The sequence below is a fragment of the Lactobacillus sp. genome (assembly GCF_014803895.1).
Map to the genome: position 1 here is coordinate 70,798 of NZ_JAAVAU010000023.1, position 26,636 is coordinate 97,433.

At 33.9% G+C, this 26,636-nt stretch carries 25 protein-coding genes; 22 read left to right on the top strand and 3 right to left on the bottom strand.

Annotated features, from left to right (window positions below):
• Nucleotides 1-22: 22 nt before the first annotated feature.
• Nucleotides 23-1,072, top strand: coding sequence for a glycoside hydrolase family 5 protein (locus tag HDR40_RS07205; RefSeq protein WP_290627871.1), 1,050 nt, complete (start codon nucleotides 23-25; stop codon nucleotides 1,070-1,072).
• A 34-nt stretch (nucleotides 1,073-1,106) separates the two neighbouring features.
• Here the strand turns inward: HDR40_RS07205 and HDR40_RS07210 are convergent, their stop codons facing one another.
• Together HDR40_RS07210 and HDR40_RS07215 are read right to left on the bottom strand one after the other, a co-directional pair.
• Nucleotides 1,107-1,937 (bottom strand): undecaprenyl-diphosphate phosphatase, encoded by an 831-nt coding sequence (locus tag HDR40_RS07210; protein ID WP_290627888.1) that lies wholly within the window; start codon nucleotides 1,935-1,937, stop codon nucleotides 1,107-1,109.
• A gap of 17 nt (nucleotides 1,938-1,954) precedes the next feature.
• A complete protein-coding gene (locus tag HDR40_RS07215) occupies nucleotides 1,955-2,971 on the bottom strand; it encodes a lactonase family protein (protein ID WP_290627890.1) in 1,017 nt (338 codons plus the stop codon).
• A 125-nt stretch (nucleotides 2,972-3,096) separates the two neighbouring features.
• Here HDR40_RS07215 and HDR40_RS07220 point away from each other — a divergent pair, with 125 nt between their 5' ends.
• The 13 genes from HDR40_RS07220 (at nucleotide 3,097) to HDR40_RS07280 (ending at nucleotide 17,472) form a co-directional block, all read left to right on the top strand.
• Nucleotides 3,097-3,477, top strand: a complete 381-nt coding sequence (locus HDR40_RS07220; protein ID WP_290627892.1) for a PTS glucitol/sorbitol transporter subunit IIA — start codon at nucleotides 3,097-3,099, stop codon at nucleotides 3,475-3,477.
• Between the two features lie 42 nt (nucleotides 3,478-3,519).
• Complete coding sequence (locus HDR40_RS07225) at nucleotides 3,520-4,713, top strand: AI-2E family transporter (protein ID WP_290627894.1); 1,194 nt, start codon at nucleotides 3,520-3,522, stop codon at nucleotides 4,711-4,713.
• Nucleotides 4,714-4,788: 75 nt separating this feature from the next.
• Nucleotides 4,789-5,349, top strand: a complete 561-nt coding sequence (gene trmL / locus HDR40_RS07230; RefSeq protein WP_290627896.1) for a tRNA (uridine(34)/cytosine(34)/5-carboxymethylaminomethyluridine(34)-2'-O)-methyltransferase TrmL — start codon at nucleotides 4,789-4,791, stop codon at nucleotides 5,347-5,349.
• Nucleotides 5,349-5,810, top strand: a complete 462-nt coding sequence (locus HDR40_RS07235; RefSeq protein WP_290627898.1) for a DUF1149 family protein — start codon at nucleotides 5,349-5,351, stop codon at nucleotides 5,808-5,810. The genes trmL and HDR40_RS07235 overlap by 1 nt, the downstream gene beginning before the upstream one ends.
• A gap of 11 nt (nucleotides 5,811-5,821) precedes the next feature.
• Nucleotides 5,822-8,281 (top strand): DNA translocase FtsK, encoded by a 2,460-nt coding sequence (locus HDR40_RS07240; protein ID WP_290627900.1) that lies wholly within the window; start codon nucleotides 5,822-5,824, stop codon nucleotides 8,279-8,281.
• 2 nt (nucleotides 8,282-8,283) lie between these two features.
• Nucleotides 8,284-9,498, top strand: a complete 1,215-nt coding sequence (locus tag HDR40_RS07245) for an insulinase family protein (protein ID WP_290627902.1) — start codon at nucleotides 8,284-8,286, stop codon at nucleotides 9,496-9,498.
• Nucleotides 9,495-10,799 (top strand): pitrilysin family protein, encoded by a 1,305-nt coding sequence (locus tag HDR40_RS07250; protein WP_290627904.1) that lies wholly within the window; start codon nucleotides 9,495-9,497, stop codon nucleotides 10,797-10,799. Before HDR40_RS07245 ends, HDR40_RS07250 begins: the two co-directional genes overlap by 4 nt.
• The gene (locus HDR40_RS07255; RefSeq protein WP_290627906.1) at nucleotides 10,796-11,524 is read left to right on the top strand and encodes an SDR family oxidoreductase; all 729 of its coding nucleotides are present in this window, start codon (nucleotides 10,796-10,798) and stop codon (nucleotides 11,522-11,524) included. The genes HDR40_RS07250 and HDR40_RS07255 overlap by 4 nt, the downstream gene beginning before the upstream one ends.
• 55 nt (nucleotides 11,525-11,579) lie before the next feature.
• The gene (locus HDR40_RS07260; RefSeq protein ID WP_290627908.1) at nucleotides 11,580-12,605 is read left to right on the top strand and encodes a RodZ domain-containing protein; all 1,026 of its coding nucleotides are present in this window, start codon (nucleotides 11,580-11,582) and stop codon (nucleotides 12,603-12,605) included.
• Nucleotides 12,605-13,183 carry a CDP-diacylglycerol--glycerol-3-phosphate 3-phosphatidyltransferase gene (pgsA, locus tag HDR40_RS07265; protein WP_290627910.1) on the top strand — a complete coding sequence of 193 codons (579 nt, stop codon included), beginning with the start codon at nucleotides 12,605-12,607 and terminating at the stop codon, nucleotides 13,181-13,183. Before HDR40_RS07260 ends, pgsA begins: the two co-directional genes overlap by 1 nt.
• Nucleotides 13,184-13,339: 156 nt before the next feature.
• Nucleotides 13,340-14,428, top strand: coding sequence for a recombinase RecA (recA, locus tag HDR40_RS07270; protein ID WP_290627912.1), 1,089 nt, complete (start codon nucleotides 13,340-13,342; stop codon nucleotides 14,426-14,428).
• Nucleotides 14,429-14,539: 111 nt separating this feature from the next.
• Nucleotides 14,540-16,171, top strand: a complete 1,632-nt coding sequence (gene rny, locus HDR40_RS07275; RefSeq protein WP_290627914.1) for a ribonuclease Y — start codon at nucleotides 14,540-14,542, stop codon at nucleotides 16,169-16,171.
• Nucleotides 16,172-16,326: 155 nt separating this feature from the next.
• A complete protein-coding gene (locus HDR40_RS07280) occupies nucleotides 16,327-17,472 on the top strand; it encodes an MraY family glycosyltransferase (protein ID WP_290627916.1) in 1,146 nt (381 codons plus the stop codon).
• A 33-nt stretch (nucleotides 17,473-17,505) separates the two neighbouring features.
• Here HDR40_RS07280 and HDR40_RS07285 read toward each other — a convergent pair whose 3' ends face one another.
• Nucleotides 17,506-18,168 carry a YigZ family protein gene (locus HDR40_RS07285; RefSeq protein ID WP_290627918.1) on the bottom strand — a complete coding sequence of 221 codons (663 nt, stop codon included), beginning with the start codon at nucleotides 18,166-18,168 and terminating at the stop codon, nucleotides 17,506-17,508.
• A gap of 41 nt (nucleotides 18,169-18,209) precedes the next feature.
• Between HDR40_RS07285 and HDR40_RS07290 the strand changes: the two genes are divergently transcribed.
• The 8 genes from HDR40_RS07290 to lgt all read left to right on the top strand — a co-directional run bounded on the left by HDR40_RS07290 (nucleotide 18,210) and on the right by lgt (nucleotide 26,602).
• On the top strand, nucleotides 18,210-19,484 hold the full coding sequence (locus HDR40_RS07290; protein ID WP_290627920.1) for a helicase-related protein: 1,275 nt from the start codon (nucleotides 18,210-18,212) through the stop codon (nucleotides 19,482-19,484).
• Nucleotides 19,485-19,546: 62 nt separating this feature from the next.
• Nucleotides 19,547-20,155 (top strand): ComF family protein, encoded by a 609-nt coding sequence (locus tag HDR40_RS07295; protein WP_290627922.1) that lies wholly within the window; start codon nucleotides 19,547-19,549, stop codon nucleotides 20,153-20,155.
• Between the two features lie 86 nt (nucleotides 20,156-20,241).
• A complete protein-coding gene (raiA, locus tag HDR40_RS07300; RefSeq protein WP_290627924.1) occupies nucleotides 20,242-20,784 on the top strand; it encodes a ribosome-associated translation inhibitor RaiA in 543 nt (180 codons plus the stop codon).
• Between the two features lie 149 nt (nucleotides 20,785-20,933).
• A complete protein-coding gene (gene secA / locus HDR40_RS07305) occupies nucleotides 20,934-23,333 on the top strand; it encodes a preprotein translocase subunit SecA (protein ID WP_290627926.1) in 2,400 nt (799 codons plus the stop codon).
• A 50-nt stretch (nucleotides 23,334-23,383) separates the two neighbouring features.
• Nucleotides 23,384-24,500, top strand: a protein-coding gene (prfB, locus tag HDR40_RS07310; RefSeq protein ID WP_290627928.1) for a peptide chain release factor 2 whose coding sequence is annotated in 2 segments (ribosomal slippage) — nucleotides 23,384-23,455 and nucleotides 23,457-24,500 — 1,116 coding nt in all. Because the reading frame shifts where the segments join, the coding sequence is not laid out codon by codon here.
• Between the two features lie 14 nt (nucleotides 24,501-24,514).
• The gene (locus HDR40_RS07315) at nucleotides 24,515-24,811 is read left to right on the top strand and encodes a hypothetical protein (protein ID WP_290627930.1); all 297 of its coding nucleotides are present in this window, start codon (nucleotides 24,515-24,517) and stop codon (nucleotides 24,809-24,811) included.
• On the top strand, nucleotides 24,804-25,766 hold the full coding sequence (hprK, locus tag HDR40_RS07320) for an HPr(Ser) kinase/phosphatase (RefSeq protein ID WP_290627932.1): 963 nt from the start codon (nucleotides 24,804-24,806) through the stop codon (nucleotides 25,764-25,766). The genes HDR40_RS07315 and hprK overlap by 8 nt, the downstream gene beginning before the upstream one ends.
• Entirely contained in the window at nucleotides 25,766-26,602 is an 837-nt protein-coding gene (gene lgt / locus HDR40_RS07325) for a prolipoprotein diacylglyceryl transferase (RefSeq protein WP_290627934.1), read from the top strand. The genes hprK and lgt overlap by 1 nt, the downstream gene beginning before the upstream one ends.
• The last annotated feature ends 34 nt before the right edge of the window (nucleotides 26,603-26,636 follow it).

The following is a 26,636-nucleotide window of genomic DNA, read 5'->3' on the forward strand; positions in this document are numbered from 1 at the left end:
GTTGTAAGAAAAGATGGGGAGAATGAAGAATAAAAAGATAAAACTTCTTTTAATAGCTTTAATCACCTGTATTAGTATAGTTTATTTCAAAACTCCTAATTTAGTTCAAGCAACAACGCCATATTCAGAGCATGGTCGCTTGCAGGTGAGGGGAGCAGATTTAGTTGACAAACGCGGCAAAAAGTTCCAATTACGTGGTATAAGTACTCACGGAATTAATTGGGATGTTGGTTATTCTTATCTCAATCAAGCTGCTTTTAAGACTATACGTGATAACTGGGGTGTAAATGCGGTTAGATTGGCCTTATATCCAGATCAATATAATGGTTATTGTACTGGTGGTAATCAAGCTCAATTACGTTCTTTAGTTTACAAAGGTGTTAGTGCAGCTACTAATTTAGGGATGTATGTCGTCATTGATTGGCACGTTCTTAATCAAAATCCTAATAATTGTGGGAGTCAGGCCAAGAAGTTTTTTACTACGATGGCTAAAAAATACAAAAATAATAATCATGTAATTTATGAAATTTGTAATGAGCCAAATAATTGTAGTTGGAGCAGCATTAAATCATACTCAAAAACAATTATAAAAACCATTCGTAAGTATAATAAAAACTCAATTATTATTGTCGGTACACCGACTTGGTCACAATTAGGGACCACTGGAACTTCTAATGAGGTTGCCAATAGTCCAATTAAAGGCTATAAGAATTTGATGTATGCTTTACATTTTTATGCTGGTGAAGCAAGTCATAATCAATATTTACCTGCTAAGTTAGTTTATGCTAGAAAGAAAAAATTGCCGGTAATCGTTTCTGAATTTGGCCTTTCTCCAGCTAGCGGGAATGGCACAATTAATACTACTCAAGCTAACAAGTGGATGAAGTTATTGAATAAGTACGATATTAGTTACTTCTGCTGGAGTTTGAGTAATAAGAATGAAACGTCAGCTTTGCTTAATTCATCTACTACGCAAACCTCAAACTGGACTACTAAGGATCTCTCTCAGGCTGGAAAATATATTAGAAAAACTTATTTAGCCAGAAAAAAATCTTTGGATAAAAATGCATAAAAAAAGATTACGAATTTAATCGTAATCTTTTTTGTTATCTTGCAAAGAGAGTACCGACAATAATGATTATAATACCTAAAGCAATTCTGTACCAACCAAATGGTTTAAAGTTATGAGTCTTGACATAGTTAAGTAAGAACTTGATTGAAAGGTAAGCAACAATAAATGAGACAATCATTCCGATAAGTAAGACGGCTAACTGATTACCAACAAATACATTTCCTTCATGGAAATATTTAAAGATTTTCAAAATTGAAGCACCAAACATTGTTGGAATTCCCAAGAAGAATGAAAATTCAGTTGCTACATAACGAGAAGCTCCAATGAGCATTGCACCTAGAATTGTTGCACCAGAGCGAGATGTACCAGGAATTAAAGAAAGAACCTGGAAACAACCGATAATTAAAGCCATTTGATAACTTAATTCACCTAATGTTGTAGTAGTAGGTTTCTTTTTTTCGTAATAGTTTTCTAAGACAATGAATAAAATACCATAAATAATCAAAGTAGCAGAAATTACTTGCCAAGTAGTCATATGAGCGTCTAACCAATCATCTAATGGCAAGCCAACAATAATTGATGGAATCACGGCTACAATAACTTTAAACCATAGAGTCCACGTGTTTTTACGTTCGACAGGCGTTTTAGAGGGTGAAAAAGGATTCAGTTTTTTAAAGTATAGGACAATAACACTAAGAATGGCACCTAGTTGGATAACTACCATAAACATATCAATGAAAGCTTTTGGCTGGTCTAAATGAATAAAGTAGTTAGCTAGGTAAAGGTGACCGGTTGAGGAAATAGGAAGGAATTCTGTAACCCCTTCAATAATTCCTAAAATAATTGCTTTTAAAAATTCGAGCATTGTTTTTCCTTTCTAAGTTAATTATTAGTAAATAAAACTCGAGTAGCTTCTGGAGCAGAAATATCTTTTTGAATAGGAGTAAGGGTACCACTACGAGGATTACGACGATATAGAGTTGCATTATTAGTATTTTGGTTAGCAGCTACTAAGTACTCTTGATTTTCATCCCAGTTAAAGTCGCGTGGAAATGAGCCAAAGGTAGAAATTCGCTGAATCTTTTCTAAGTGGCCATTATCTAAGACTTTAAAAACAACAAGTGAATCGTCACCACGATTAGAAATATATAAAAACTTTCCATCTTTAGAGAGACGAATTGCAGCCGCACCATTATAATTTTCAAAATCTTCAGGAATAGTTTTATAAGTACCTAAGTTTTTAAATTCCCAAGTATTTTCATTAAGGGATGCAACGTTCACTTGGCTAGATAACTCTCCAACAATATACATCATTTTACCATCTGGAGAAAAGGTAATATGACGAGTACCGAAGCCTTTTTCCATTTGATATTGAGCTAGATGAATTAGCTTGTTATTTTCCAACTTATAAAAGTCTACGCTATCTGTTCCTAAATCACAGGAAACTAAATTGCCTGCTGGAGTTTCATCAAAAAAATGAGGATGAGCAGAATCCTGTTCCGGACGTGGACCAGAACCATCATGTTTAGTTGAAGCTACTAAAGTAATTTTTCCGTTTGAATTGAAAGAAAAAACATTAAGTGTAGCTAGATGATAGTTAGCCGTATAAAGCAATTTCTTTTTGTTATTAATGCCTATGTAACATGGAGCAGCACCAGGATGTATATAGCTATCTAGTTGAGAAAAATCTCTTGAATAACTGGCTATTCCAGCTTGATTGTCAATTTCTTGAGCAATAGTGAAAATTAATTTGTCATTAATTTGAAAATAAGATGGTTTTCTAGTTTGAATGACATTTTTAATGTTTTCAATTTTAACATCTGAGTCAGTAGATTTGACTTGGCCTTGATAAATACCTTTTGAATCGTGACTTGTATAGCCACCGAACCAAATCTTCATAATTTAATTCCTCCTTTTATTATGACCGATTTTGAGTATATCATGAAAAGACTTACTTTGGTGCAGTAGATAAGGCTTTTTTGAAGAAGAAGTTATGATAAAATCTTAATGTAAGGAGGAGAATGATGAAGTGGAATTCAACGATTGAAGCAGTTGGGCCTGAAGCCATTAGTCCTAATGAAAATATAATTATTTTATTTAATGAGACAGCAACTGATAATTTAAAGAGAGTATCTGTTATTCAGAAATTTGATAAAGCTAGTGCACCGAACAACTTTATTTTGAAAAAAGATGATACTATTACAATTGATGGTAAAACGTTTTTGATTTTATATGTAGGGCTAATGGTTGAAATGAATATAAAGGCTATTGGTCATGCAACATTAGTTTTTACTGATGAAGTTCCAAAAAAACCACTTAAAAACGCTATTTATCTTGAAAAAGATGAAGAAGATCCACTACCAATGGTAGCAGTTGGAGACTGGATTAGTTATGAACATAGATAAAATATTTTACTGTAAGAATAGAAAGTTAAGGATGTAATTTTTATGGAAAACCATGAAAAACGTAAAAACGATGTTTTTATACGTTGGTTTTTAGATAATAAATTTAGTGTTGTTTTATTAAATTTATTGCTTTTTTTCTTGATAATTTTTGTATTCAACAAGATTTCATTTGTTTTAAATCCGTTTTGGACATTTTTTAATGCTATCTTGCCACCTGTCTTGTTAGCCATGGTTCAGTATTATTTAATGAATCCAGTGGTTGATTTTTTAGAAAAAAAAGCTCATTTTCCTCGTATTTTAAGCATCGCAATCTTATATGTTATTGTAGTTATTCTATTCATTTGGATAATTGTTTCAATTGTTCCGGTGCTTCAACAACAAACTAATTCATTAATAAAAAATTGGCCAAAATACTGGAATGATGCACAAAAAACAGTTGAATCTGCATTACATGATCCCCGTTTAAGTGAAGTAAGAGGAAATATTAATAAATCTATTTCTAATGCTCAAGATAAGATAATTAAGGCGGGGCAGCAAAGTATAACAATTGCTATTAATAATATTTCTTCGGCTGTGAACGTCTTAACAATGATTTTCATGACGGTGTTAACAGCTCCGTTTGTATTATTCTTTATGCTAAAAGACGGTCATAATTTGAAGCCATACATTGCTCGGGTTGCTCCAAAGAAAATGCAAGCAAGCTTTAGTGAATTATTGCATGATATTAACCAAGCTATTTCTTCGTATATTCGAGGACAAATTACGGTAGCTTTCTGGGTAGGGGTAATGTTTGCAATTGGTTATTCAGTTATTGGTCTCCAATATGGAGTAGTATTGGCAATTGCAGCGGGTATTTTGAATATGATTCCATATTTTGGAACTTTTATTGCTATTATTCCAGCTTTAATTTTGGGAATTATGAATTCACCAATGATGTTGGTCAAGGTTATCATTGTTTTTGCAATTGAACAGACTATTGAAGGCCGTGTCATTTCGCCATTAGTAATGGGAAGTAAAATGGATATGAATCCTGTTACAACTATTCTTTTATTAATTGGTGCTAGTGCAGTGGCTGGACTAGGAGGGGTTATTTTCGCTATTCCTATTTATGCAGTTGTAAAAATTATCGTTACCCGTCTTTTTAACTACTATAAGCAAGTGTCTAGTTTGTACGATGAAGTAGAACCTGCACCAAAAAAAGTAGTAAAGAATGATGATAAGCTAACAAGTAAATAGTAAAATAAAAATTGTAGTTTTAACGTGGTACTTAGATTTCAATGGGTGCTACGTTTTTTTTAAGGAGACGTAATAATGACTAATCATGTTGTATTATATGAACCAGTAATGCCAGCTAATACAGGAAATATTGCTCGTACATGTGCGGGTACAAATACTGTTTTAGATTTGATTGAACCTTTAGGTTTTCAACTTGATGATAAAAAGATGAAACGTGCAGGTTTAGATTATTGGGATAAAGTTGATATTCGCCGGCATGATGACTTGAATACTTTTTTAGAAAGTTTAGGTCCAAAAGATGAAATGTATTTAATTTCAAAGTTTTCATCTAAAAATTATGCCCAAGTTGATTATACTGATCCTGATAAAGATTATTATTTTGTTTTTGGTAAAGAAACTACGGGTTTACCAGAAACTTTTATGAGAGAATATTACGATCGTAATTTAAGAATACCGATGTCTGATAATATTCGGTGTTATAATTTATCTAACTCAGTAGCGATGGTTTTACTTGAGGCATTGCGTCAGCAAGGCTTTCCAAATATGGAAAAAAGTCACCATTATGAAAATGATAAATTAAAGGACAGTTACAGTCGTCCCGAAAGATATGAAAGAAATTTAGGAGAAGATAAATAATGGAATTTAAGAATATGACCCCAGTTTTAGTGCGTAATTTTCACTACGATATTAATGAAGAACCAGTGGTGAAAAATGAAGTTAATGTATCTTTACGGCAAGTAGTACAAACTCGAGATGATGGTACACAAGATGAAGGAAAAGATGGTAGATATTTTGAAATTGCTGTTCCCTTTGAAGTAGCACCAGCGCCTGGACAATTTACTGTTAGTGGTTTAATCACTAGAATTGTACAATTTGAAGGCTACTTTGGTGATGGAACTGATTTGAGTCCACAAGAATATCAATTAATATCTCGTCCTTTAGTTGAAGAAATTGAAACTTTAACTTACGAGGTAACTCAAGTAACTATGGAGCAGCCAGTAAATTTAAGTTTTGAATCTAATTTTGATAAAGAAAATGATTCTATCAGTACTATTGATGTGAAAGATGACGATAATTTGAAAACTGACAACGATTAGGAAGATGTATAATGGCGCAAAAAAATAAGCGCACCAAAAAGAAAATTTCTAAACGTCCTAAAAAACAAAAAAAGCAAGATTATACCTGGGCTTTTACTGGAATAGTCTTACTTTTAATTGCAATCTTAAGTTGTGTTCATTTTGGACTTTTTAGTCGACAATTAACAAATTGCTTGCGTTTTTTTGTGGGAGATAGTCATTATTTAGCTAGTCTGATTATGGGGATTTTTGGTTTAGTAATGATTATTTACAATAAACCACCTAAGTGGGGTAAGCGTAAGACTTATGGTTTGATTTTATTTTATTTAGGTTTAACTTTTTTCCAAAGCAGTATTTATTTTGAAAATTTAATGGTTAATCATGGATTTATCAACACTTTTTTACATGATATAGGAAATGAATTTTCTCGAGGTCAAAATACTACTAGTGTTGGAGGAGGACTTGTTGGCGCCTTTATTTATCAAGGATTATTTCCGCTATTTGGAGATATTGGAAGCAAAGTTATTGCATTCTTAGCAATGTTAATTGGCATTTTAATGATTTTTAATGTTAAGTTTTTAAGCTTATTACACAGTTTTCAAAATTCTTCACAATTATTGATTGAAAAGAATAAAGATGCTGGGGATAAGATAAAAAATAAATATGTCGATTTCGTTGATAAAAAGCGAGAAATGAGAGCAGAACCGGATAATCGTGAAAAATTAAAAGATCCAATTAATAATCATGATGATACTTTTCCAGACTTAAGTGATTTTTCCCCTAATGATCCGATTCAGGAGGATAAATCACAAAATTTAAAGGATGAAATAGTAGAACCTAAAATTGAGATAGCTCAAGAAAATCAAACTCCTGAGACGGAGGCTATCGAAACAACGCCAATCATCACTCATTTAGATGATGAAAGTAATAATTTACCTCCTTCTCATGGACACATAGAAGAAGATAAAAAAATTGATTTTGAAGCCAAGAAGAAAGACGTTGAAACAGCTACCTCTGATAGTGTTAAATCTTCTCATGCTCCTAGCAAAAACTACGTTATGCCACCCTTGAGTTTATTAAGTCCAATAAAACCAATTGATCAGACTCAAGATAAGGAATTAATACAGAAAAATACACAAATTTTAGAATCAACTTTTAAAAGTTTTGGTGTAAAAGTAATTGTTAAGAAAGCTGTGCTAGGTCCAACAGTTACACGTTATGAAGTACAACCTGCAGTAGGTGTAAAAGTAAGTAAAATTGTTAATTTAGCAGATGACCTAGCTTTGGCTTTAGCTGCAAAAGATATTAGAATTGAAGCACCGATTCCAGGCAAACCTCTAGTGGGTATAGAAGTTCCAAATCGTTCAACTTCGGCAGTAGCATTTAAAGATGTTATGCTTCATCAGGATAAAAAATCAAAAGAAATATCTTTGTCGGTGCCTTTAGGTAAAGATGTGGAGGGACTAACTATTTCAGCCGATTTACGTAAAATGCCACACCTCTTAATTGCAGGTTCTACTGGCTCTGGTAAGTCGGTTGCTATCAATACAATTATTACCAGTATTTTGATGAAGTCTCGTCCAGAAGATGTTAAGCTTGTTTTAATAGATCCTAAAATGGTAGAACTTTCTGTGTATAATGGTGTACCTCACTTACTGATACCTGTAGTGACAGATGCGAAATTAGCTGCTAATGCTCTTAGAAAAACTGTTAAAGAAATGGAAAGAAGATATAAACTTTTTGCAGCTGGGGGCGTTAGAAATATCACAGAATATAATCAAAAGGTTGCCGAGAATAACGCTAATACTGAAAATTCAGTTATGGAAAAGTTACCGTATATTGTGGTGATCGTTGATGAGTTAAGTGATTTAATGATGGTAGCCGGACGTGAAGTAGAAGATGCAATTGTACGTTTAGCCCAAATGGCTCGTGCAGCAGGGATTCATATGATTTTAGCTACTCAGCGCCCGAGTGTAGACGTTATTACTGGTTTGATTAAAGCTAATGTTCCTTCTAGAATCTCATTTACAGTTTCTAGTGGGGTAGATTCAAGAACTATTTTAGATCAAGTAGGAGCGGAAAAGTTACTTGGTCGAGGAGATATGCTCTTTTTACCAATTGGAGCTCCTAAGCCGGAGCGTGTTCAAGGGGCCTACATTTCAGTTGATGAAGTGGAAAAGGTAGTTGAATGGGTCAAAAATCAACAAGAAGCGCAGTATAATGAAGATATGATTCCTTCAAAAAAGGATGACGAAAGTACCGCACTATCAGATGATGAGCCTGAAGATGAATTTTATAGTCAAGCAGTTGATTTAGTTCGGCGGCAGCAATCAGCTAGTGTATCAATGCTGCAGAGACGTTTTAGAATTGGTTATAATCGTGCTGCTAGAATTGTAGACGAAATGGAATCAAAGGGAATAGTGGGACCATCAGAAGGCTCTAAGCCCCGACAGGTGTTAGTTCCACCTCCTAAAAAAGATGAGGATAATTAATAATGACAAATCTTGAAATTGAATACAATTTAAAATTTACAACAGCCTCTTTGGGCTGTTTTTTGCGTATACCACTAACTCCTAAAAATTTAGCTTTAGCAAATATTTTAGCTACAATGCAAAGTAGTGCTACTAGAACTTATCCTTCTGTTGAAATGCAGTCTCGTTCATTATCTAACTTATATGATATGAGTTTAGATATTATGCCTGAGGTGTTTGGTAATCAAATTGTGATGTCTTATGTGGCAAATTTTATTGAGCCAAGGGAGATTCTGAATCCCGATTATACCTATGGAAAGATAATTGATACATTTTTTGATATTGTAAAAAAACCACTTTTTGAAGAACGACTCCTCGAAATTTCAAAGAGTAGACTTCATAACATGATGGAAAGATATTATGATTTACCAGGACGAATGGCGATGCAACATTTTCTTTCGAATTGGTATCGTAATGAGCCTGACTTTAAGGATATGATGTGGGGGGATGAAGAAGAATTTATTGGCGCTCAGTTAGATGATATTCGTCAATTTTATAAGGAATTAACTCATAGCCCCGCAATTTGCTTGGGGCAGGCTAGGGATGCAGATACTTTAACGGATTTAGTTCAGCCTTATCTTGACTGGACTGGCTTTTCACAGGAATTTGAAGTTAAGCAAGTTGCTATTCCAGCAGTAAAAGATTTTCATAAAAATACAGAAAATTTTGATAATTTACAAGCTCATATTATAACCGGATATGGATTTGATATTAATAAATCAATTGTCTTGAATCAGTTTGGTGGATTAATATTAAGCAATTATTTAGCAGGAGATGAATATTCAGAACTTTTTAGAAAAATAAGAGAAGATTTAGGGGCTGCTTATTCAGTTGCTGCAGATGATTATCTTAATAATTCTATGTTTGTTATTAGTACTGCCGTGGATAAATCAAAAATTAACCAAGTAAATAAAATTATTACTCATTCAATTGAAAATTTACAAAATGGTAAAGTGGATACAGATTTATTTAAGCGAGCTAAGCGCAGCTTGGTGCGACAATATCAAATCTCTCAAGATGACCAAAGTGTTGATCTGATTCAAATGTTAGCTAATAATTTGCGTGGTCGCGATATGACATTCGAAAAAAGAATAAATTATGTTAAAAAATTTACCATAGATGATATGGTGAAATTTAGTCAAGAATTATTTTTAAATGAAAGATACTGCTTACTATGAGAGAATTAGATATTTTAAAAAGAACTTATCCTTCGGGATTTGAGGCACAAATCATTATCCGTCCACAGTTTTTCAAGCAATTTATGGGAATTATTGTGGATTTTGGTGGAGCCGATCCGCAAAAAGTACCTGGTGGTGCACATTTTTTAGAGCATATGTTGTTTAATAAAAAAGATAATGATATTGCACATCAATTTGAAGAAGTGGGAGCGGTAACTAATGCTTTTACATCTGAAAATGAAACAATGTTTTATGCAGAAATGACTGATCATTGGCGTAAAGTAATACCATTGCTTTTTAAATTAGTTGGTATAACAGGTTTTACTGAAAAAAATATTGCTAAGGAGGCACATATTATTAATCAGGAACTAAGTATGTATCAAGATGATGTTTTATGGGAAGCGCGCCATAAATTGTTAGAAATGATGTTTCCTAATAGTAATTTAGCTGTTGACTTAGCTGGTACTCATACTTCAATCTTGACGATGACACCAGAAAGCTTAGAAGAAATTTATCATGCTAATTATTTTGCAAAAAATATGAAGTTCATTGCTTGTGGTGGTTTTAGTCAAAATCAAGCTAAAGAAATTTTACGTGAAGTTGGAAAACTTGAGAATAAATATATTTCTGATGGACAAAAAAATACAGAAGGTGAAATTAATTCTTTACCTGAGCAAAAACATGATGCAGTTATTGCTGGTGATGTGGAAACAAGTCGTGTAATAGTTGGAATTAAGTTACCTGATTTTAAGCAATTTGATAGAAGTAAAAATCTAATGCAATCAGTTGTAGAATCCATGCTTGAAGAAAACTTGGGTACAATGAGTGATTGGTTCAAAAAAGCACAGATGGATAACTTAGTAACAAGTCCTTTGGATATTTCTGTTTCCTATACTCGTCAAGGAAATTTTGCCACTATAGCAGGTTTTGCTCCTGATTATCAAAAGTTAATTGAATCTATTAAAGGACAAATTAAGAATGCTCATGGCAATGAACAACTTTTTACTTTACAAAAGAAAGAGTATCTTGCCGATATGATTCGTGAACGTGATAGTATCAGCGATTTGGCTATTGAAGCTGGAGAAATGATGTTAGAACATGAAAGATTAGATTCAGTTGTAAGACGTTTTCAAAATTTAAGTTTTAATGAATTTTGTAACTACTACAAAAAAATAATTTCTAAAAGTGATATATTTACATCGACTCTAACAAGTCCTACCTCAGATTCAGTTAGTGGATCTTTATGGAAAGATTTTTTTGCAGATGAAGATAGTTTAGATGATAAGGATACGGATAAGTGAAAAGAGCAATAATTTTTGGAGCTACTGGCGGAATTGGACAAGCAATTGCTAATGAATTAGCTGCAGATGGTTGGTCACTGTATTTACATTATTTTAAACATCATCAAAAAGTTTTTCACTTAAGTGAGGAGTTAATTCATAAATATCCTAAGCAGGATTTTCTAACTTTAAAGCTTGATTTTTGTAGTAGTGATGAACATTTAAAAAAACTAATTAGCAGTTTATTACCTGTTAATGCTGTTATATTTGCACATGGAATAACTAATTTTAACTTTTTAGGAAGTCAAGATTTGAGTACAATTGACCAAGTAATAAAAGTTAATTTAACTACGCCATTGAAGATAGTATCTTTACTTGAGCCAATGCTATTAAAAGCAGATCATGGAAGAATTATTTTTCTTGGCTCGGTATATGGGGAACAGGCTAGTGCAATGGAAACAATTTATAGTGCAACTAAAGGTGGATTAACAAGTTTTGCACAGGGGTACGGTAGAGAAGTTGCATCCAGCCAGTTAACAGTAAATGTTATTGCTCCAGGGGCAGTAGCAACACAGATGAATGCTATTTTTTCACAAGAGACTTTGGAACAAGTAAAAGGTGAGATTCCTGCAGGTAGGTTAGCTGAACCAGAAGATATTTCTTTTTGGGTAAAAAATCTATTAGCACCCCAAGCTGATTACTTAACTGGGCAAACAATATATGTTGATGGTGGGTGGCTTGTTTAACTACTGTTAGTTTTGGTATACTCATATTTGAATATGAAAAAAATGAGAGGTTATTATGGCAGATATTGGAGATAAATTACGTAGTGCCAGAAAAGCAAAAGGTATGTCGATCGAGGATGTCGAAAAGATAACCAAGATTCAAAGACGTTATCTTGCAGCTATCGAAAATGATGAATTTGATCAACTGCCAGGCGATTTTTATGTACGTGCTTTCATCAGACAATACGCAGATGTTGTAGGTCTTGATGGAAAAGAATTATTAGAAGATTTTCAATCAGAAGTACCTGAGGCCAAGCCTGAGGAGTACGTTGAAAATTCAATTGATAATAAGAGTGAGGAGATTAAAAAGGCTACTAATAGCAAGAAAGGACTATGGAAGAGTTATCTTCCTAAGGCTGCAACGGTAGTAGGTATCTTACTTGTGATTTTAGTAGTGTATCTTGTATATGCTCATTTCTTTTCAGGATCAAATCAGCAATCTGCAAGTGAATCAGAAAGTGTAACAGTGTCGTCACATGTTACTTCTTCTAGTTCTAAAAAGAGTAGTGCTGCTAAAAAGTCCTCAACTAAGACAGCCACTAATACTAGTGCTGTTAAAGTTAAGAAGTTGGCTACTAATTCCTTTAGAATCACTGGATTAACAACTAATCGTACTTTAAAGTTAAGTACTGGTACAACTACTGTGTGGGCTTTAATTAATGTTGATGGTCAAACATCATGGCAAGGCACTTTACAAGCAAACAAGAATCATCAGATTAAGTTACCTAAAAATGTAAAGACTGTGAGTCTTCAATTGGGTAATACTCAAACTACTACAGTGACAATTGCAGGTAAAAAAGTGCCTACTGCTAAGTCATCATCACCAGTAACACTCCAATTAGCTTTTGGTAATGCTAAGAGTACTACAGCTAGTTCAAGTAGTAGCACTACGCAATCATCTAGCGCTACTTCAACAAGCCAATCATCTGCCACTCAAAGTAGTAACAATCAAGTTCAACAAAGTAGTCAGGTAACTACCACCCAATCTGGAACTCAGACTGGTACGAGTTCTCAAACTAACGGAGGTCAAAGTAACCAATAATGAATTTACCAAATAAATTAACAATGTTCAGAATCTTTATGATTCCTGTATTTATGCTACTTCTTATTTTTAGAAGTGCTACTGGAGGCTATGTTGCGCCAGTAGGAATAGTTCAAGGAACAACTATTTCGTGGCTACAAGTAACTGCTGTGGTTGTCTTTGCAGTGGCTTCTGCTACTGATTGGCTTGATGGCCATATTGCTCGTGCCAATGGATTAGTTACTAATTTCGGTAAATTCGCTGATCCTCTTGCTGATAAGATGTTAACTATGACTGCCTTTATTTTCCTAGTTAGTCTTAAGTTAGCTCCAGCTTGGGTTGTTGCAATTATTGTTTGTCGTGAACTTGCTGTTACTGGATTACGTTTAATCGTAGTTGAAAATGATGGGGAAGTTATTGCGGCAAAGATGCCTGGTAAAATTAAAACCACAGCACAAATGTTGTCGATTATCTTTTTACTTTTAGGTGATCCATTCTACATTGGAACTGTTTTGCTTTATATTGCATTAATTTTTGCAGTATATTCTGGAGTTGATTATTTCCGTGGCTCCTGGAGTGTGTTTAAAGGTTCAATGTAAAGCTTTAAAAGAGGCGAAAATTTTCGTCTCTTTTTTTAATGAATGGGTAATTAAAATGCGTATATAAAAATGAAGGCAAAAGTTATATTTGCCTTTCTTGCTTTTTGCTAGTTAGACAAAGTATAATTGTTAGGTGATTTTTAAGGAGGTATTGCTGTGGCTAAAGACGAAAAAAAGGCAGCTTTGGATGCTGCGCTAAAAAAAATTGAGAAAAACTTTGGTAAGGGTGCAGTTATGCGTATGGGTGATAAAGTAGATACCCAGATTTCAACTGTTCCTACTGGATCATTAGCTTTAGATGCCGCTTTAGGTGTGGGTGGGTATCCTCGTGGTAGAATTATTGAAATATATGGTCCTGAAAGTTCAGGTAAAACGACAGTTGCTCTTCATGCGGTAGCTGAAGTTCAAAAGCGTGGTGGTACTGCTGCTTATATTGATGCAGAAAATGCAATGGATCCTGCTTATGCTCAAGCATTAGGTGTAGATATTGATGCGCTAATCTTGTCTCAGCCTAATACAGGTGAAGAAGGTTTGCAAATTGCAGATACTTTAATTTCTAGTGGAGCTATTGATATTGTTGTAGTGGATTCAGTAGCTGCGTTAGTACCTCGTGCTGAAATTGAAGGAGATATGGGTGATTCCCATGTTGGGTTGCAAGCTCGTTTAATGAGTCAAGCTTTACGTAAATTATCTGGTACTATTTCTAAAACTAAGACAATTGCACTTTTTATTAATCAAATTCGTGAAAAAGTAGGAGTAATGTTTGGTAATCCTGAGACTACTCCTGGAGGTCGTGCCTTAAAGTTTTATTCAACTATTCGCTTAGAGGTTCGTCGTGCTGAACAAATTAAACAAAGTAGTGAAGTAGTTGGTAATCGTGCGAAATTAAAAGTGGTTAAGAATAAAGTTGCTCCTCCATTTAGAGTAGCTGAAGTTGATATTATGTATGGGAAAGGAATTTCCCAAACTGGTGAATTACTCGATATGGCAGTTGAAAAAGATATTGTTGACAAAGCCGGTGCTTGGTATTCTTATGGTGAAGATCGAATTGGTCAAGGTCGTGAGAATGCTAAACAATATCTTGAAGAACATCCTGATATTTATGAAGAAATTAAAGTACGTGTTCGTAAAGCATATGGGATTGATGAAGACTCCATTGAAGAACGAGAAAATCCTGAAAAAATAAAAGAAACTAAAGAAAATTCTACAGATAAAAAAGAAACTAAAGATAAACCAAAAAAATAATCAATTAGGCCTCAGTTTTTAAACTTAGGCTTTTTTGTTTGATTGACATAGTTACGGTATACTTTTATTATTATTAATGTGTAAATAATTCTATAAAAAAGGCGATAGTAAATGATAAATACAATTTTAATTCCTGCTACTATCGCTATTGTTTCTCTTCTTATCGGTGGTTATGGTGGTTATTCAATCCGTAAAAACAAATGGGAAAAGCAGGCAAAGAATGCAGCTAATGATGCACAGCACATTTTAAAGGATGCTAATGATAAAGCTGAAGCAGTTAAGTTAGAAATTGCCAAGGAAAGAAGTGCAATTGAGGACTTGAAGAAAAAAGCTGCAGATACTAAAAAAGAGAAAATTTTAGAGGCACAAGAAGAAATTCATCATTATCGTGAAAGAATAGAAGATGAATTAAATCAACGTCGCCAGGAGCTTTCTCGGCAAGAAAATCGTTTGTTACAAAGAGAAGATGCCATTGACCATAAAGATGATTTGTTGGATAAAAAAGATGCTCAAATCACGCAAAAGGAAAACCGTGTAAAGCAACTACAATCTCAAGTCGAGCAAAAGAATCAAAAAGCAGATGAACTAATTGCTCAACGTGAACAAAAACTTTATGAAGTTTCTCAATTAGAACCAGAAGCTGCTAAAAAAATTGTTCTAGATAAATTATCAGATGAATTGGTTTCTGAGAGAGCTACTTTAATTAGAGAAAGTAATGAGCAAGTTCAGGCCAAGGCAGATTATTTTGCGCGCCAAGTTATTGTTGATGCAATTCAAAGCAGTGCAGCAGATACTGTTGCTGAAAAGACAGTTTCTGTTGTTAATTTGCCTAGTGATGATATGAAAGGACGAATTATCGGCCGTGAGGGACGTAATATTCGTTCGTTTGAAGCTTTAACTGGTGTAGATGTAATTATTGATGATACTCCTGATGTAGTAGTTTTAAGTGGATTTGATCCGATTAGGCGTGAAGTGGCTAAAAGAGCCTTAGAACGTTTAATTAAGGATGGTCGAATTCACCCTGCTAGAATTGAAGAGTTAGTTGATAAAGCACGTAAAGAAGTAAATGATGATATTTATGAAGCTGGGGAGAGTGCCTTGATGGAACTTGGAATTCATAAGATGCATCCAGAATTGGTTAAAATTCTTGGCCGTCTAAAATATCGTACTTCGTATGGGCAAAATGTTTTGGCTCACTCAATTGAAGTTGGAAAATTAACAGGTGTTATGGCTGCTGAGCTCGGTTTAGATGAAAAAATAGCGGTACGCGCGGGATTATTACACGATATTGGGAAAGCTATCGATCATGAAATTGAAGGCTCCCATGTTGAGATTGGTGTTGAACTCGCACGCAAGTATCATGAACCTGATATTGTTGTTAATGCAATCGCTGCTCACCATGATGATGTCCCTAAGTTATCATTCATTGCGGAATTGGTTGTGGCTGCAGATACTATTTCTTCAGCTCGTCCAGGTGCTCGTAGTGAATCACTGGAGAATTATATTAGACGATTAGAACAATTAGAAACAATCGCTAAGAGTCATCAGGGAGTGGCACAAGCATATGCAATTCAAGCGGGGCGTGAAATTAGAGTTATGGTTGAACCTAATAAGATTTCTGATGATCGAACTGTTATTCTGGCTCGTGATATCAAAAATCAAATTGAAGATGATATGGAATATCCAGGTAACATCAAGGTAACTGTAATTCGTGAAAAGCGTGCAGTTGCAATTGCTAAATAACAAAAAGCTAGATTAAAAGTTAATGTCTTTAAGTGAGACGTTGACTAAGAAATCTAGCTTTTTTTTATAAAAAAATGATAAGTTAAAAAGTCTAATTGTCTTTACGGAAAGCTATTTGTATAATTGAAAGCAGAAGATTAAGAAAGTAGCTTTATATGTTTCAAATAATAGTAAAGATATTTTTATTAGTAATAATATCTGCGGCAATTACGCCATTTATTAGAAGATTAGCTTTTGTATTAGGTGCAGTTGACAATCCTAATGCACGTAGAGTTAATAAAAAGCCAATGCCCACGATTGGTGGCTTGGGAATTTTTGTTTCCTTTAGCATTGGTCAGTTTGTTTTATTAAGAGATGAATTTCCTACGCACGAACTATTTTCTGTTTTATTAGCTTCGAGCGTTATCATTTTAACAGGTTTAATCGATGATATTTTAGAATTAAAGCCTCGGCAAAAGATGTTTGGTATTTTCATTGCATCTTTAGTAATTTATTTCTTAGCGGGAATAAAAATGAGTGAAGTTACTCTTCCATGGCTAGGGACTATTCAGTTAGGCTGGTGGAGCTTCCCAATTACTATCTTTTGGATATTGGCTTTAACCAATGCGATTAATTTAATTGATGGCTTGGATGGGTTAGCAACAGGTGTGTCGATTATTTCCTTAATTACGATGGGAATTGTTGGTTTTTTCTTTTTATATACGTGGCAACATTATGTACCTATAATGTGCATTATGCTCGCAGCATGTTTAATTGGTTTTTTACCTTATAATTTTCATCCGGCTAAGATATTCTTAGGCGATACAGGTGCATTGTACATTGGCTTTATGATTGCCATACTTTCTTTAAAAGGACTAAAGGACGTTACCTTTATTTCACTTTTAGTACCAATTATAATATTGGGTGTACCAATTACAGATACCATATATGCTATGATTCGCCGAAGATTGAATAAACAACCAATTTCAGAAGCTGATAAACATCACTTACACCATCAGTTAATGAAGATGGGATTGAGTCATCGACAAACTGTTTTAGCGATATATGGTCTATCATTAATTTTTTCTTTTGTATCATTATTATCAATTTTAGCTCCTAAATGGGGTATTATACCCTTAATGTTAGGGTTATTTTTGGGTTTAGAACTTTTTGTTGAGACAATCGGTTTATTAGGTGAAAGATATAAACCATTGATGCACTTTTTCCAAAAGATGATTAATAAGATGGGGCAGGAGGATCCTAAGGTTGAGGTTCATCATTTAAGTGATGAAAGTAAAGATAAAAATAAAAAAGATAAATAAAAAGGAAAGTCGTGTTAATGTGACTTTCCTTTTTCATTGTTCGTGAAAATTAAATGTATTAACTGGAATTTCATTAAAATGTTTTTTGCCATGAGTAAATTGGATTTGTCCTGCTAATAAATTAGTTAAATCTTGTTCGAAATTTTTAATATCACCTAAATCTAATGAAACGGTGATTGTAACAGCAGTTGTATAATCTTGACTAGCGACAAAGATATTATTAGTTTCTAAATAGTGATGAATTTCATCGATGCGGTTATAAGGGATATCGAAGCTAACATCTTGTTGAAGTACACAACGTACAACGCCAATTGCTTCAGCAGCTTCAGTAACCGAATTAGAATATGCTCGAATTAAACCACCAGCACCTAGTTTGATGCCCCCAAAATAGCGAGTTACAACTGCTGTGACGTTTTTGAGGTTCATTAATTGTAATGCTTTTAATTCAGGAATACCAGCTGTTCCAGATGGTTCACCATTGTCGCTGGCTTTTACTTGATCATCATTTAAGCCGATAGTATAAGCAAATGTATTGTGAGTAGCATCGCGGTATTTCTTGCTAATTTCGGTAATAAAGTTTTGAGCTTCTTCAATGCTTTCGGTTCGTTTCATGGTACAAATGAAACGACTTTTTTTTATGATTAATTCATGGTCACCATTTTCTTTAAGAGTTAAATATTCTTTTTTTTCTGACAAAAAATTACCTCCTTGGCGTATTAATGATTGAGGTGAGAGGATTGAACGATATTAAATTATGTGGTCGTCAATGGCTCCTAAATCAAAATAACGATACCACAAAGTTGAAAGTGAAAAAAGTTACTGCCATAAAAAAGGGGCGTTGTGTAAGATGTAATAGCTTAGTAACTTATAAATTACCTAATGGTAAAAAATACTGTCGTTTTTGTATTGGGCTAGGCAGAATTTGTGAAGGAGATGAACTGATACGTAGTTGTGAAAATGTAAAATATGCCAAGATTAAAGATGGGGGTCTAACTTGGAATGGACACCTCACTCCAGATCAGCAAAAGGTAGCTGATAATTTAATAGAATCCTTTTTGAAAAAAAGAAATCACCTTGTTCATGCTGTAACTGGGGCAGGTAAAACAGAAATGTTGTTTCAAGTCGTTGCAAAATGTCTTGCACAAGGAAGGCGATGTTGTATTGCTACTCCACGAATTGATGTAGTTGATGAACTTTTTCCAAGATTACAAATAGCTTTTGGTAATGTAGAAATTGGTAAGTACCATGGCCGTGAATATTCTGAACCAAAAGATGAACAATTAATAATTTGTACCACACATCAATTACTTAAATTTTTTAGGGCTTTTGATTTATTAGTAATTGACGAGGTAGATTCTTTTCCTTTTAGGGATAATCCGGTTTTAAATTATGGAGTTCAAAATGCTGTTAAGGAAGATGGGTCAATCTTTTACTTATCAGCTACCCCAGATGAAGATTTAGTTAATGATGCTAAAAAGAAGATAATTGATTATTCGATTCTCAATCGTCGTTTTCATGGTGGTTTATTACCGGTACCACAAGAGTTGATGTTTACACGTCCTTTTTTAAAAAAGGGAAAATTACATCCAAAATTGTTAAGAGAAATTAGAAAGATTATTGTTAGTAATAAACCACTTTTAATTTTTATTCCTAAAATTCTTGAACTAGAGCTTTATCAAAAAGCTATTGAAAAATATTTTCCAAATTTAAAAATAGCTTCAGTTCATGCCCAGGATTCTTATCGTCAAGAAAAAGTCTTAGCTTTTAGAAATAATGAATTTGAAATATTATTAACAACGACAATTTTAGAAAGAGGAGTAACTTTTAAGCATGTTCAAGTAATTGTAGTAGCGGCAGATGATCAAATTTATAGTACTCCTAGTCTTGTACAAATTGCTGGACGTGTAGGACGCAGTCAAGATGATCAAACAGGTAAAGTAATATTTTGTTATCATCACTATACTCCAGAAATTAAAGAAGCTAAAAAGCAAATTAGAATGATGAATAAATGAGTTATTGTTTGTTGTGTAATACTAATTACAAACCCAAATTAAATTTTGAAAAGCTTTTTTTAATGAAAAAGCAAAATGATAAAGTAGTATGTCCAAATTGTTTGAACACTTTCGAAAAAATTACAGTTAATTGTTGTTTTAATTGTAGTCGCCCCGGTAAAAAAGTGGATTTATGTGTTGATTGTCAGCGGTGGAAAAGAGAATATAAGGGCGAATTATTAGAAAATCGCTCTCTTTTTAAGTATAATCAAGCATTACATGATGTAATGGTCAATTATAAAAGATATGGTGATTACATTTTGTATCAAGTTTTGGTGGAATTAATTCGGGAAAGTCTACCATTAGCCGATTATTATGTACCAGTTCCAACCTCAGAATCACATTTTAAAAGGCGGCAGTTTGATACCGTTAGTGAAATTTATAAGTCTTTGGTACCCTTAATACAAGTTTTAGAAAAACATGATGATGGTCTAGCTCAAGGTGAAAAGAATCGGCAACAGAGATTAGAAACCCTACAAAGTTTTTATGTAAATGAAAAGCTAAATTTAAAAGGAAATATTTTAATTTTAGATGATATTTATACTACTGGACGTACCTTGTATCATGCCCGGGATGCCTTGGCTGCAGTATGTCCCGATGCATCTATAAAAAGTTTTACAATTGCTAGGTAAATTAGTGGACTAAGCGCTTACATATCTGCTATACTATATATTGTAAATAAAGACGTTGAGTAACAACGTTGAAAGGAGAATCTTTTATGTTAAAATACAATGTTCGCGGAGAAAATATTGAAGTTACTGATGCTTTAAGAAGCTACGTTGAAAAGAGACTATCAAAGCTTGAAAAGTACTTTGAAATGGATTCTGACGTTATTGCACACGTAAACTTGAAAGTCTACAAGGATGAAAGCTCAAAAGTAGAAGTTACTATTCCACTTCCTTACCTCTTGTTACGTGCAGAAGATACTACTGATGATATGTATAAGAGTATCGACTTTGTTTCTGAAAAATTGGAACGTCAAATTAGAAAGTACAAGACACGTATCAACCGTAGAAACCGTGAAAAAGGCTTGAAGGATTACTTCTTTGAAGAAGAAACTGTTGAGGAAGCACCAAAGAAGTTTGATATCGTTCGTAATAAGCACTTAGACTTAAAACCAATGAACGCAGAGGAAGCTGTTTTGCAAATGGATCTTTTAGGTCATGATTTCTTTATTTTTGAAGATGCTGACACTAATGGAACTAGCATCGTTTACAAGAGAAATGATGGTCGCTATGGCTTGATTGAAACTAACGAATAATTTATTTTTAACCTTTTCCCTCCTAATGTTATGCATGGGGAGGGTATTTTTTGTATTCAAGTAATTTCTAATTTTTGCAAAATAATGGTAAAATTACTTAGTATCTTTAGATTTGTGCACAAAATTTAAACTTAAGGACCGATTATTTAATGGCAAATATTCTGAAAAAACTTTATGATAACGATAAACGTGAATTAAAACAATTTGAAAAATTAGCAGATAAAGTAGAAGCTTTATCTGATGAGTATAGTAAGTTAAGTGATGAAGAGCTTAAGGCAAAAACACCGGAATTCCGGAAACGCCTAGCCAATAATGAAAATTTGGATGATCTTTTACCTGAAGCGTTTGCTACTGCTCGTGAAGGAGCAAAGCGTGTTTTAGGTTTATATCCTTATCGAGTACAAATTATTGGTGGTATTGCGCTTCACTTTGGTAACATTGCTGAAATGATGACTGGTGAAGGTAAAACGTTGACAGCTACAATGCCTGTATATTTAAATGCCTTAACTGGTGATGGTGTTCATGTTATTACTGTTAACGAGTATCTTTCTAGTCGTGATGAAAGTGAAATGGGCCAGTTATATAAGTGGTTAGGTTTGACTGTGGGATTGAATTTGAATTCACTATCAGCTGATGAAAAACGCGAAGCCTATAACTGTGATGTTACTTATTCCACTAACTCAGAGCTTGGTTTTGACTATTTGAGAGATAATATGGTTGTATATAAAGATCAAATGGTACAAAGACCATTGAACTATGCAATTATTGATGAGGTTGACTCAATCTTAATTGATGAAGCAAGAACTCCTTTAATTATTTCTGGTCAAGCTCAACAAGCTAATAGTGAGTACATTCGTGCGGATCGCTTTGTAAAAACTTTAGTTGAAGATAAAAGTGATGATGATGTGGATGATAATGAAGATCATGGTGATTACAAGATCGACTGGCCAACTAAGACAATTAGCTTAACTAATCAAGGTATTCAAAAGGCATGTAAACATTTTGGTTTAAAGAACTTATATGATATTGATAATCAGGTACTAGTCCACCATATTGATCAATCTTTACGTGCTAACTACATTATGTTGAAAGACATTGACTATGTTGTTCAAGATGGTGAAGTTATGATTGTTGATTCCTTTACGGGACGTGTAATGGATGGTAGACGTTACTCTGATGGTTTACATCAGGCTATCGAAGCTAAAGAAGGTGTTAAGATTCAAGAAGAATCTAAGACACAGGCTACGATTACTTACCAGAATTTCTTTAGAATGTATAAAAAGCTTTCTGGGATGACAGGTACTGCAAAGACAGAAGAAGAAGAGTTTCGTGAAATTTATAACATGCAAGTTATCACGATACCTACTAATCGTCCTAAAGCTAGAGTAGATAAAGCTGATTTGCTTTATCCATCTTTAGATTCTAAATTTGAAGCTGTCGTTGAAGATATTAAACAACGTCATGCAAAAGGACAACCCGTTTTAGTAGGTACTGTAGCGATTGAAAGTTCTGAAAGATTAAGTCATATGCTTGATAAAGCTGGGATTCCACATGCTGTCTTGAATGCTAAAAACCATGCTAAGGAAGCTGAAATTGTTATGAATGCTGGTCAACGTGGCGCAGTAACAATTGCTACTAATATGGCCGGTCGTGGTACAGATATTAAGCTTGGACCTGGTGTAAAAGAATTAGGTGGTTTGGCAGTTATTGGTACGGAACGTCATGAATCCCGTCGTATTGATAACCAGCTACGTGGTCGTTCTGGTAGACAAGGAGACCCTGGTGTAACTCGTTTCTATCTCTCGCTTGAAGATGATTTGATGAAACGTTTTGGTTCAGAAAGAGTAAAGGCCTTTTTGGATCGTGTTTCTGATAATGATGATGATAAAGTTATTGAAAGTAAGATGATTACTAAGCAAGTTGAATCTGCTCAAAAGCGTGTTGAAGGTAACAACTATGATACTCGTAAGCAAACTTTACAATATGATGATGTTATGCGTACACAACGTGAGATTATCTATGGTGAAAGAATGCAGGTTATCTCCGAGGATCATTCATTAGATTATGTACTTAAGCCAATGATTCAACGTACTATTGATCACCAAGTTGATATGTATACTCAAGGAGAAAAGAAAGACTGGCGTAATGATCAATTGCGTGATTTTATTACTTCTTGCTTAACTGATGAAGAGACTGCTAAAAAAATTGATTTGAAAAATCTAACGGCTGATGATTTGAAGAAAAAACTTCATGAAATTGCCCAAGCAAACTTTGATGAAAAGAAAAAGCAGCTTGCAGATCCTGCCGAAATGCTTGAATTTGAAAAAGTAGTTATTTTGCGAGTAGTGGATGATCGTTGGACTGATCATATTGATGCAATGGATCAATTGCGTCAATCTATCAGTCTTCGTGGTTACGGACAATTGAATCCACTTGTTGAATATCAAGAAGCAGGGTACCGTATGTTTGAGGAAATGGTAAGCAACATCGAATATGATGCCACCCGTTTGTTTATGAAAGCTCAAATTAGACAAAATCTTAGTCGTTAATTAAAAAGGGAGGCATAAGCCTTCCTTTTTTTGTTCATGATGAGGTAAAAATGGAAATTAGTGAAATTCAAAATAAACTTGATGAATTAGAAGTGAAATTAGCTCACTTTAGGAGGTCTCTTTGACTTTGATTCATTGAATGAAGCAATTGCTATCAACGAGCAAAAAATGGCTGAACCTGGATTTTGGGATAATCAAAATGATGCTCAAAATTTAATTAGTCAAACAAATATACTTAAAGAAAAAAGTGAAAACTTTAAAAAACTTGTAAATGATTTTGATGATACTCAAACTGCTTTAGAGCTGTTAAGAGAGGATTTTGATTTAGATTTACAAAGAGAGCTTGATCAACAAATCACTGAGTTGAGTGAAAGTTTTAATAATTATGAATTATCATTGCTCTTGTCTGAGAAATATGATGATCATAATGCCTTAATGGAAATTCATCCGGGCGCCGGTGGTACTGAAGCTATGGATTGGGCCGATATGCTTTTAAGAATGTATCAACGTTATAGTGATAGTCGCGGTTTTAAATTTGAGATTGAAGACTATGAACCCGGTGATGAAGCTGGAGTAAAGAGTGTAAGTATTCGTATTCAAGGAAAAAATGCTTTTGGTCTTTTAAAATCAGAAAATGGTGTTCATCGATTAGTTAGAATATCACCATTTGATTCAGCTAAACGGCGACATACCTCATTTGCATCTGTAGAAGTTATTCCAGAAATTGATCAAAGTATTAATGTTGATATTAATCCTGATGATTTGCGTATTGATGTTTTTCGTTCTAGTGGTGCAGGTGGCCAGCACATTAATAAAACATCTAGTGCAGTTCGAATTACTCATTTACCGACTGGAATAGTTACATCTTCACAAGCCCAGAGATCTCAAATTCAAAATAGAGAAACTGCCATGAATATGTTGCGTGCTAAGCTTTTTCAGTTAGAGGAGGAAAAGAAGCGTAAGCAAACAGAAGCTTTGAAGGGAAATCAAAAGGAAATAGGATTTGGTTCACAAATCAGATCATATGTTTTTCATCCCTATAATATGGTAAAGGATCATCGTACGAGCCATGAGACTAGCGATGTAAATGGTGTAATAGATGGTAAGTTAGATGACTTTATCTATGCCTACTTACAATGGTTATTGAGTCAAAAAAATCCTGATTAATATGAGGTATAGAAATGGATTTAGGAACTATTTTAGTTTTAGTGATCATTGCTTTGGTAATTTTGAGTATACTATTTGCAATATTTAAATTTTTTATTGCACTGTTACCTACCGCAATTGTTGTTGCATTGATTATATGGCTTATTTATAAATTTAATACTCCAAATACGAGTGGGAGAAGTAGTTATCCAAAATCGAATAATAATCCTCCTAATAACTCTGAAAGTCAGATGAAGCGTAAGAGAGCCAAGAATGTTACAGTTAAAGATGTAGATAAAAAAGAAGATAAAAGAGGAAAAGACAATGGTTGATGCAGTTAAAGTTAGTCAATTAGTCAAAGATATTCCTTCCTTAAGAGTAGTAGAAGGTGAAGAATTTCTAGATAAACGCTCTATCTCTGTTTCTGATATTTCACGACCAGGAGTAGAATTAACGGGATATTTTGATTTTTATCCTAAAGAAAGAATTCAGTTATTTGGGAGAACAGAAATTTCTTATAGTGCACGGCTTGATCATGATTTAAGAAAGCGTGTCTTTACCAGAATGTGTACTCCTGAAACCCCCTGCTTTATTGTTTCTAGAGGTTTACCAATTCCTAAAGAGTTAATTGCAGCTGCTGAAAAAGCCCATATTCCTGTCCTTACCAGTGACATGGCAACAACACATCTTTCGAGTGTGTTGATGCAATATTTAGATGAGAAATTAGCTCCAAGAAAGAGTATTCATGGAGTATTGGTAGAAATTTATGGTATGGGCGTACTGCTTATTGGTAGTTCTGGTGTAGGAAAGTCGGAAACAGCGTTAGACTTGATTAAACGTGGTCACCGATTAATTGCAGATGATCGTGTAGATGTCTATCAACAAGATGAATCAACAGTTATTGGTGAAGCACCTAAAATTTTGAAGCATCTAATGGAAATTCGTGGTATTGGTATTATTGATGTAATGAATTTATTTGGGGCTGGTGCAGTAAAAGATAGCTCAGAGATTCAATTAATTATTAAATTACAAAATTGGAATCCAGATGCCAATTATGATCGGTTAGGATTTGAAGAAGATACTCGTCAAATTTTTGAAGTAGAGGTTCCTCAAATTACTGTTCCCGTGAAAGTGGGGCGTAACTTAGCTATTATTATTGAAGTAGCAGCGATGAACTTCAGAGCTAAGAAGATGGGTTATGATGCTAGTAAAAAGTTTGAACATAACTTAACTGAATTAATTTCTGATAATTCAAAATTATCCTCTGATAAGGAGGAGAAGAACTAATGTATCTATCATTGAGTCCAATTGCTTTTAAAATTGGAGGCTTGTCTGTTAGATGGTATGGTATTTTAATGGCAACGGGCGTGTTAGTTGCGACTTTAATGGCTATTGAAGAAGGAAAAAAACGTCAGATTATGCCAGACGATTTTATTGATTTCTTACTTTGGGCTGTTCCAATTGGGTTTATTGGTGCTAGAATTTATTATGTTATATTTGAATGGGGGTATTTTTCTCAGCATCCCGATCAAATAATAGCAATTTGGAATGGTGGAATAGCTATTTATGGTGGATTATTAGCAGGTTTAGCTGTATTGTTAGTATTTTGTCATAGACGTATGTTACCGCCTTTTCTAATGCTTGATATCATTGCCCCAGGAGTGATGGCTGCTCAAGTTATTGCACGTTGGGGTAATTTTATGAATCAAGAAGCTCACGGCGCAAAGACAACACTAGCTTTTTTACAAAGTTTACATTTACCGAATTTTATAATTCAACAGATGTATATTAATGGTGCGTATTATCAACCAACTTATCTTTATGAATCATTGGGAAATTTAATTGGTTTGATATTGATTTTATCTTTACGACATAAAAAACATTTATTTAAACAAGGTGAAGTTTTTTTGTCTTACGTAATTTGGTATTCTGCAGTTAGGTTTTTTGTTGAAGGAATGAGAACAGATAGTCTATATATTGCTAATACAATTCGCGTATCACAAGCTTTAAGCTTGATTTTGTTTATTGGTGCAATTGTTTTATGGATTTACCGACGAAAAGTTGTAAAACCAAAGTGGTATTTAGCTGGTAGTGGACTAAAATACCCGTATAATAGAAATTGATAGAATTTTATTCTAATAGAAAGTTTGAGTAGAA

Coding starts and splice junctions, on each gene's coding strand:
- HDR40_RS07205 (WP_290627871.1), top strand. CDS start 23: ATGAAGAATAAAAAGATAAAACTTCTTTTAATAGCTTTAATCACCTGT.
- HDR40_RS07210 (WP_290627888.1), bottom strand. CDS start 1,937: ATGCTCGAATTTTTAAAAGCAATTATTTTAGGAATTATTGAAGGGGTT.
- HDR40_RS07215 (WP_290627890.1), bottom strand. CDS start 2,971: ATGAAGATTTGGTTCGGTGGCTATACAAGTCACGATTCAAAAGGTATT.
- HDR40_RS07220 (WP_290627892.1), top strand. CDS start 3,097: ATGAAGTGGAATTCAACGATTGAAGCAGTTGGGCCTGAAGCCATTAGT.
- HDR40_RS07225 (WP_290627894.1), top strand. CDS start 3,520: ATGGAAAACCATGAAAAACGTAAAAACGATGTTTTTATACGTTGGTTT.
- trmL (WP_290627896.1), top strand. CDS start 4,789: ATGACTAATCATGTTGTATTATATGAACCAGTAATGCCAGCTAATACA.
- HDR40_RS07235 (WP_290627898.1), top strand. CDS start 5,349: ATGGAATTTAAGAATATGACCCCAGTTTTAGTGCGTAATTTTCACTAC.
- HDR40_RS07240 (WP_290627900.1), top strand. CDS start 5,822: ATGGCGCAAAAAAATAAGCGCACCAAAAAGAAAATTTCTAAACGTCCT.
- HDR40_RS07245 (WP_290627902.1), top strand. CDS start 8,284: ATGACAAATCTTGAAATTGAATACAATTTAAAATTTACAACAGCCTCT.
- HDR40_RS07250 (WP_290627904.1), top strand. CDS start 9,495: ATGAGAGAATTAGATATTTTAAAAAGAACTTATCCTTCGGGATTTGAG.
- HDR40_RS07260 (WP_290627908.1), top strand. CDS start 11,580: ATGGCAGATATTGGAGATAAATTACGTAGTGCCAGAAAAGCAAAAGGT.
- pgsA (WP_290627910.1), top strand. CDS start 12,605: ATGAATTTACCAAATAAATTAACAATGTTCAGAATCTTTATGATTCCT.
- rny (WP_290627914.1), top strand. CDS start 14,540: ATGATAAATACAATTTTAATTCCTGCTACTATCGCTATTGTTTCTCTT.
- HDR40_RS07280 (WP_290627916.1), top strand. CDS start 16,327: ATGTTTCAAATAATAGTAAAGATATTTTTATTAGTAATAATATCTGCG.
- HDR40_RS07295 (WP_290627922.1), top strand. CDS start 19,547: ATGAAAAAGCAAAATGATAAAGTAGTATGTCCAAATTGTTTGAACACT.
- raiA (WP_290627924.1), top strand. CDS start 20,242: ATGTTAAAATACAATGTTCGCGGAGAAAATATTGAAGTTACTGATGCT.
- secA (WP_290627926.1), top strand. CDS start 20,934: ATGGCAAATATTCTGAAAAAACTTTATGATAACGATAAACGTGAATTA.
- HDR40_RS07315 (WP_290627930.1), top strand. CDS start 24,515: ATGGATTTAGGAACTATTTTAGTTTTAGTGATCATTGCTTTGGTAATT.
- hprK (WP_290627932.1), top strand. CDS start 24,804: ATGGTTGATGCAGTTAAAGTTAGTCAATTAGTCAAAGATATTCCTTCC.
- lgt (WP_290627934.1), top strand. CDS start 25,766: ATGTATCTATCATTGAGTCCAATTGCTTTTAAAATTGGAGGCTTGTCT.